The organism is Ilumatobacter sp. (assembly GCF_041688325.1).
In the GTDB taxonomy this organism is placed as follows: Bacteria; Actinomycetota; Acidimicrobiia; order Acidimicrobiales; family Ilumatobacteraceae; genus Ilumatobacter_A.
Genome location: NZ_JBDNIJ010000033.1, coordinates 1 through 6,999 on the forward strand (window position 1 = coordinate 1; position 6,999 = coordinate 6,999).

10 protein-coding genes are annotated in these 6,999 nt (G+C 63.8%); 6 read left to right on the top strand and 4 right to left on the bottom strand.

Translation table 11 applies throughout. The features are described 5' to 3' along the window. The first annotated feature begins 62 nt into the window (after positions 1-62). Positions 63-965 (top strand): NAD(P)-dependent oxidoreductase, encoded by a 903-nt coding sequence (locus tag ACH2EI_RS02310; protein WP_395152830.1) that lies wholly within the window; start codon positions 63-65, stop codon positions 963-965. A gap of 17 nt (positions 966-982) precedes the next feature. On the opposite strand, the gene ACH2EI_RS02315 is transcribed toward ACH2EI_RS02310, so the two are convergent. Then, a complete protein-coding gene (locus tag ACH2EI_RS02315) occupies positions 983-1,993 on the bottom strand; it encodes a fatty acid desaturase family protein (protein WP_395152831.1) in 1,011 nt (336 codons plus the stop codon). 27 nt (positions 1,994-2,020) lie between these two features. Between ACH2EI_RS02315 and ACH2EI_RS02320 the strand changes: the two genes are divergently transcribed. The 3 genes from ACH2EI_RS02320 to ACH2EI_RS02330 all read left to right on the top strand — a co-directional run bounded on the left by ACH2EI_RS02320 (position 2,021) and on the right by ACH2EI_RS02330 (position 4,522). Then, positions 2,021-2,818, top strand: a complete 798-nt coding sequence (locus ACH2EI_RS02320) for a PaaX family transcriptional regulator C-terminal domain-containing protein (protein ID WP_395152832.1) — start codon at positions 2,021-2,023, stop codon at positions 2,816-2,818. 61 nt (positions 2,819-2,879) lie between these two features. Continuing rightward, positions 2,880-3,680 carry an amidohydrolase family protein gene (locus ACH2EI_RS02325; RefSeq protein WP_395152833.1) on the top strand — a complete coding sequence of 267 codons (801 nt, stop codon included), beginning with the start codon at positions 2,880-2,882 and terminating at the stop codon, positions 3,678-3,680. A gap of 98 nt (positions 3,681-3,778) precedes the next feature. Continuing rightward, positions 3,779-4,522, top strand: a complete 744-nt coding sequence (locus ACH2EI_RS02330) for a dienelactone hydrolase family protein (protein WP_395152834.1) — start codon at positions 3,779-3,781, stop codon at positions 4,520-4,522. An 85-nt stretch (positions 4,523-4,607) separates the two neighbouring features. Here the strand turns inward: ACH2EI_RS02330 and ACH2EI_RS02335 are convergent, their stop codons facing one another. Both ACH2EI_RS02335 and ACH2EI_RS02340 read right to left on the bottom strand, forming a co-directional pair. Next, positions 4,608-4,949, bottom strand: a complete 342-nt coding sequence (locus ACH2EI_RS02335; protein WP_395152835.1) for a Lin0512 family protein — start codon at positions 4,947-4,949, stop codon at positions 4,608-4,610. Continuing rightward, positions 4,949-5,962, bottom strand: coding sequence for an MDR family oxidoreductase (locus tag ACH2EI_RS02340; protein WP_395159037.1), 1,014 nt, complete (start codon positions 5,960-5,962; stop codon positions 4,949-4,951). Before ACH2EI_RS02340 ends, ACH2EI_RS02335 begins: the two co-directional genes overlap by 1 nt. A 69-nt stretch (positions 5,963-6,031) precedes the next feature. Between ACH2EI_RS02340 and ACH2EI_RS02345 the strand changes: the two genes are divergently transcribed. Both ACH2EI_RS02345 and ACH2EI_RS02350 read left to right on the top strand, forming a co-directional pair. Next, positions 6,032-6,274 carry a hypothetical protein gene (locus ACH2EI_RS02345; protein ID WP_395159039.1) on the top strand — a complete coding sequence of 81 codons (243 nt, stop codon included), beginning with the start codon at positions 6,032-6,034 and terminating at the stop codon, positions 6,272-6,274. Positions 6,275-6,282: 8 nt separating this feature from the next. Beyond that, positions 6,283-6,489 (top strand): hypothetical protein, encoded by a 207-nt coding sequence (locus ACH2EI_RS02350; protein ID WP_395159041.1) that lies wholly within the window; start codon positions 6,283-6,285, stop codon positions 6,487-6,489. A gap of 132 nt (positions 6,490-6,621) precedes the next feature. Here the strand turns inward: ACH2EI_RS02350 and ACH2EI_RS02355 are convergent. Beyond that, positions 6,622-6,999: hypothetical protein (locus ACH2EI_RS02355; protein ID WP_395159043.1), on the bottom strand; the 378-nt coding region annotated here is incomplete at its 5' end.

The following is a 6,999-nucleotide window of genomic DNA, read 5'->3' on the forward strand; positions in this document are numbered from 1 at the left end:
ATCAATGCTCGCCTCGCTGGCGGGTTCACGATCGAGGATCAGGGCAAGCCAGGGATGCCGGCATGAGGGTCGCAGTCATCGGGCTCGGTCGGATGGGTTGGCCAATCGCTGGACATCTTGCTGACCCCGAACATGGCCATGAAGTGAAGGTCTTCGATATCGCAGCCGCTGCTTCGACTTCCTGGGCTGGCGAGCATGCCGGTGCAGCCGCCGGGTCGGTTGCCGATGCCGTTGACCAGGCCGATGTCATCGTCTCGTCACTACCCGCCGACAAGCAGATGCAGGTCGTCGTCGACGAAGCGCTGCCCCATATTGCCGCTGGCGCAATCTGGCTCGACCACTCCACCATCTCGGCTGCGGGAGCGCGCCGATTCGCTGATGAACTCACCGGCCGTGGGGCTCATTTCCTCGATGCGCCGGTTTCGGGCGGGGTCGATGGTGCTCGCAACGGTTCGCTCACCGTCATGGTCGGTGGGAATGAAGACGCGTTTGTTCGTGCGGAGCCGACGATGGCTGCGTACGCAGGACGCGTCACCCACATGGGGCCATCGGGAGCTGGCCAGATCACCAAAATGACCAACCAGATTTGTGTTGTTGGCGTTGCTCAAGCGCTGGCCGAAGGGCTGGACTTTGCAATCAATGCCGGACTCGATCCAGAAAAAGTTGTACACGTGATGACCCAGGGCTCGTCGACGTCATGGGAAATGGAGAACCGGGCCGCGCAGATGATCGCTGGTGAATACGACTTCGGGTTCTCGACGACGCTGATGCGCAAAGACGTCGGACTCGTCCTCGACGAGGCAAGCGCAATGAATGTGTCGCTGCCGGTTACTGCACTGGTCGCCCAGTTCCTTGCCGACGTGCACGCCCTCGGCGGAGCCGACTGGGACTGGTGCAGCCTGATGGAACGACAACGTCGACTCTCGTCGCCAAGCAACCGCGGCGACGCGTCTCCATCAAGTTGATCAGTCGTCCAAGTTGATCAGTCGTCGAAGTTCAGCATGCTCGATCGGCCTTGGCCGGCGCCTTCGACGTCAGGTTGCTTGACCGTCGCCGACGTCGCTGCTTTCCAGAACGCTCGGTAGGTCGGGTATTCGATTGCTTCGATGACCCAGCCCGATGCGACGAGTTCGGCATGAAGCTTCGGGAGGTTGCGCCACGGGATGCCCATGTCAACGTGGTGGGCGAGGTGCCAGCCGGTGTTGTACGGCACCATCCACATGCGGGCGGTGAGGCTCTGGCGGATGACGTGCGTCGTGAGGCGGCGGTCGGCCGATTGGATCATGCCGCCATGTTCGGCAATCGACCGCACCCGGTTCGAGACGCGCCACAGGGTCGACCAGGCAAGGATCCACACCACGTACATGAGCGGCCGCATCACGGCGATCGACGCCCCGAGTAGCACCACGTGAACAAGCAGGATCTGGCGGGCTTCGAGCGCACCCTTGCGGGCGGCACCCACGAGCCCGCGAAAGTTTTTGTAGGCGCTGATGCCCGTGGCGTCACGCCGCAGTTTGCGCCGCCACGAGTCGGGTGGAATCGGATAGCCCGAGTACAGCGAGAGGTCGGGCTCTTCAGGGCCCATCTCGTCGCGGTGATGGGCGAAGTGTGAACGTCGGTAGGCAAGCATCGCCTGATAGCTCGGGTACGACAGCAGCCACCGGCCGACAACATCGTTGGCACGACGGTTCGAGAACAGCAACCGATGGGCGGCTTCGTGGCCAAGGATGTTGAGCCGGGCGTGACCGCCGCCAAGCAGCAGGAAGGCAACGACGTACGACCACCACGTGTTGAGATAGCCAGCAACAGCGACGGCGCCGATGGTTTGCGCGAGCGCACAGGCCACCGTGAACACGTTCCCGATGTTGTTGATCTTGCGGAGTTGGTCGCGCAGCGCTCGCGTCGCCATGCCGCGCTCGTTCAACCGTTCGGTCGGCAGCACGTCGGGCAACTGTGCACCTGACGGCACCAGCGTCGGTGTGATCGTCGTCATGGCTTAATGATACACTTTTAGTTCATCATGAACACCCGTCGTAATATCAGTCGCGGTAGTGATCGCGGTATTGACGGCCTGGAGATCGAGCCGTTCTCTGCTCGTTCGGTCATCCTCTCCGCCCTCCTCGGATCACACCCACCGGTCCTCCCGGTTCGAGCCCTTGTCCGGCTCGCTGAGCTGTTCGACATCCGCCCTGGAACTACCCGGACCTCACTCTCTCGAATGGTCGCCAATGGTGAGCTGACGGTGGCTGAGGGCCACTACGCGCTCGCTGGACGCCTGCTCGAACGGCAGCGCGAACAAGACGCAGGGCGTCACGCCACCACGCGCGAGTGGAACGGTGATTGGATCACTGCGATTGCGTCAGGGGATCGGCGCACGATGGCCGACCGACGCGCATTTCGTCAGGCGATGATCGGGTCGCGGTTTGCCGAACTCCGACCTGACATTTGGCTTCGGCCGGCAAACGTCGACAACCCTCCCCGCCCGGACGAGGTGATCATCACGCGGGGTGTCATCGAGGTCGATGACACCGCCGACCTCGTCGATCGCCTGTGGCCACTCGCCGCCATCGACGCTCGCTCTCAGCGACTCATCCACATGCTCACGGCGCATCGTGCTGAGGTGGACCAGCAAGACGATCGACTGCTGCCGACGACGTTCACCATTTCGGCCGCTGTGGTGCGATTCCTCCGCATTGAGCCGCAACTCCCGAACGATCTACTTCCGAACGATTGGTCGGCGCGGGAGCTCCGTCCTCTGTATGACGATTTCGCCGCGGCCTTCGACGAACAGCTTCGCCGGTTCTTCGCATCGGAGTGAGGCCCGTCGGCGTCGTCCGTCCGACACTCAGCAGTGGCTGACGACCTGGTCAACTGTCTTGATGATCGTCGACTCCCACACCCACCTGCTTCCTGACCGTTTGGCAGCAGCGATCAGGCGGTTCTTCGCCGACCACGGGGTCAACGACTTCTCGTATCCGACGGACCACCGGACGGTGCTCGACCGGCACCACGCTGATGGCATCGACACCATCTGGAACCTGCCGTATGCACACAAGGCGGGCATGGCCAGGGCGCTCAACGAGACCATGCTCGAAGCCAGCGCCGCAGTTGCTGATCACCCCGTCACCGTGCTGCCAGGGTGCACCGTGCATCCTGATGACACCGACCCCGGTGCTGACTTCGACGCAGCGATCGACGCTGGAGCAAAGATCCTCAAGCTGCATTGCTCAGTTGGCGACTACGAGGCCGACGACCCTCGCCTTGCCCCCGTGCTGGCTTCAGCCGGCCGGCGCCATGTCCCTGTCGTTATCCACGCCGGGCACTCTCCGACCGGCTTCACGATGGAAAACGAGATCGCTCCGATCGGTCGCGCTGCGGCGGCCAACCCGGGCACGACGATCATCCTTGCCCATTTCGGCCACGAGGCATTTCTGCAGGCGGTCGCCCTCCTCGACGAACAACCAAATATGGTCGCCGATCTGACGCCCGTGACGGGCAGCCCAGTTCCGCTGACTGTCGAGGTCGCCGAGCGGTTGGGCGACCGCATCATCTTCGGGACCGATGCGCCGAACACGACGAAGACCGCCGGCGAGTTGTTGGCTGGGCTGCGCACGCTCGGAATCACTGCCGCAACTCTCGACAAGATCCTCTCAACCAACGCTCGCTCGCTCACCGCCTGACGCCACGTTTGCTCCGGACAGCCGGCCAGCCTCACTGCCTCGGCTACTGCAACGATCCAGCCGTACTCAGTCGCGATTGGGAGCACTACCTTCTCCGAATGGAACTGTTCGAAGAGATCATTGACATCCCGACCGACGAGGGCGAGATGGCCGTCGTCATCAAGCAGCCCATCGACTCGCCAGCCAATGGTGGCAGCTGGCCAACCGTGATGATCATGATCGACGCTCCGGGCATCCGCAAGGCCACGCACGAGTTCATGGCCAAGTTGGCCTCGGCCAGATACCGGGTGATCACACCTGACCTCCACCATCGGCAGGGGCGCATGGTCCACGTCGAACCCGAGCAGGCCGCCGCCGACCCAGCACTCCGAGGCAACGTCAAGGGTTGGATCACGGCGATGACCGACGAGCAGATCCAGCGCGACGTCGATCAGGCGCTAGCAGCAACGGGTGCCGACCAAGGCCCACTCGGCACCATCGGCTTCTGCCTCGGCGCACGTGCGGTGGTCCGAGCGATGACGCGTCTACCCGATCGATTCGTGTGCGGTGCCGGTTGGCATCCGTCATTCCTCGCGGACGACAAGGCCGACTCGCCGCACCTCACACCCAAGCAGATCGTCGGCGACCTCTACCTTGGCATCGGCGACGCCGACCAGGTGCAATCAATCGCCATGCACCAGCGCTTCCTCGATGCCACCGCCGAGATGTCCAACGTCGCTGTCGACATCTGGCCGGACGCTGACCACGGATTCACCTGGCCCGGCTACGCGACCTACAACGAGGCCGCGTCACAAGGCTGCTGGGCAAAGACGATCGCAATGTTCCAACACAACCTCACCTAAGTACGTATGGGGTCAGGCCCCTTTCGCAACTCTGTCCCTCTGGCAACTCTGGAGAGTTGCGAAAGGGGCCTGACCCCATGTGTAACTACTCGGGGAAGCTGACGAGGATCGCGGCGTTGGCGATCACGACACCATCGGTGGTGCCCTCGACTGGCGGCACATCGAGGCCGCCAGCTACGGCTCGCACCGTGACCGTTCCGTAGGGCACCTCTGCCTTGACGGCGTCAGTGTCGACTGCGTCTGGATCGGCGACGGCGACGATCACCTCGACGTGCATGTCGTCGCGCGTCTTGTCGGTCGCGCGGAAAAAGTTCAGGCTGCTGTGGCGCAATGCGTCAGACACCGCACGGCGCGCGGCCTTGGTGTAGTCGTGGCCATGGACGTCGACGCCCATGCCCATCTCGGTGACCCAGCGGACGAGGGCCATCAGGCGTTTGGATCGACGACGATGCGACCGCGAACCTGGCCGGCCACGATCGCTTCGGCCTGGTCGGGCAGGGCACTCATGGGGACGACCTCGGTCATCGCGTCGAGTAGGTCGGACGGGAGGTCGGTGAGCAGTCGAGCCCAGGCAGCATCACGCGCCTCGACCGGCGCCATCACGGAGTCGATGCCTTGGAGGCGCACGCCGCGGAGGATGAACGGCATCACCGTGCTCGGCAAGTCGACACCGCCAGCAAGGCCGCACGCCGTGACGACACCCTGGTACTTGGTTTGGGCAATGACCTTGGCGAGCATCGTCGAGCCAACGGTGTCGACCGCGCCAGCGAAGTTTTCGGCCTCCAGCGGCTTCGGTGCCTCGCTCATCTCCTCGCGGGTGAGGAAGTTGGTGGCGCCCAGCGAGCGGAGGTAGTCATGCTGCTCGGGGCGGCCCGTGACGGCCGTGACCGTGTAACCGAGGTGGGAGAGGATCGCGACAGCGACACTGCCGACGCCACCGGCTGCACCGGTGACCACGATCGGGCCGTCGGTTGGCCTCACGCCACCGTCTTCGAGACCGAGCACACACATCATGGCCGTCAGGCCTGCGGTGCCGATGCCCATTGCCTGCATGGCGCTCATGCCGATCGGGCGGCGAACCAGCCAGCCGGCCTTGACCTTCTGACGCTGCGAGTAGCCGCCCCAGTAACGCTCGCCAACGGCCCAGCCGGTGAGGATCACTTCGTCGCCCGATGCAAACTTCGGTGATTCTGACGAGATAACCGTTCCAGAGAAATCGATGCCCGGCACCATGGGATACGACCGCAGGATTCGACCCTTACCGGTCAGCGCCATGCCGTCCTTGTAGTTGAGCGACGAGAAGTCGATCTGCACGACCACATCGCCGGCGTCGTAATCGGGCAGGTCGGCGTCAGTGAGCTGCTCGATCGACGCTGACGCCGACTTCGGGTTGCCCTCTTCGGCTTCGCGGACGACGAGTGCATTAAACGTGTCAGTCATGTTCCTGATCGTTGCAGCTTGCAACGTTCAGGACCGAATGCGGGCGTCGCCGCATGCCAGTCTTGCTCCATGCATGTCGACGAGATTCCCGTGGCCTTCACTCCTCCAGGCGGATGGGCCGGTGAGATGCCCCCGCCAATCTTGGCAGGGTGCGACACGACGCTCGCCGACGGAGCGATCGACATGCGCGGCACGTGGCATGTTGTCGACGTGAGCGTGGGTGGCGACCCGCAGCTCAAACATCCGTCGCTCGGAGCGGTCCAACGCATCGAGCAGGCAGGAGTCGCGTCACGATCACCGCAGCCGGGATAATCCACGACATGCGCTGCGACGGAACCGCAGCGCATGGCGTCAACGATGTTGCTGAGTTCGACAAGCAGACTCCGATCAGCGTGGTCGCCACGTTCGAAGACGGTGTGCACGTCCTTCGCCCGGTCGGGATACCGATCGAAGTCCGACGTCGCATCGACGGTGAGCAGCTGATCTGGGATTACATCGGGTTCACCGCCCGACTCGAACGACTCTGAGGTATTCCGACTCGGCCGAGGCGGTCGCAGTCAGAACGCTCTGCCGCAGTTGTAACGACCCTCGGGGATCAGGAGACCGCGTACGAGGGCAGCCATGGGGTCCTCGGCACGGGTGAGCCGGTCGGCAACCGCCTACAACGTGTTGCCGAGTGCGGTGCCACCAAAGATCCAGTCGTTGAGGGCGTCGTGGTTTGGTGCCGCGGATCCGGGCTGGGCCGCGATGGCCTCGTGGTAGAAGGTCCGCAGATCATCTGCGAGGTGGCGTACGGGCAGCGGCATGTCATAGGCCCATTCATTACGTTGGCCCCGGCCGAATCGGGCAGCTCGGTGATCGACTCGGCCTCGACAATCGACGCGAGTGCACGAGCTACGGCGTCGACCTGGTCGGGCCCGGCACCACTGACGCCGAACAACGTCCGGCCACGCGCCGCACGGGTCTGCGACGACCGGATCTTCCGCCGAACCGAGCGGACGACCGAGCGCTAACGGGATCCAGAGGGCCCGAGTCGG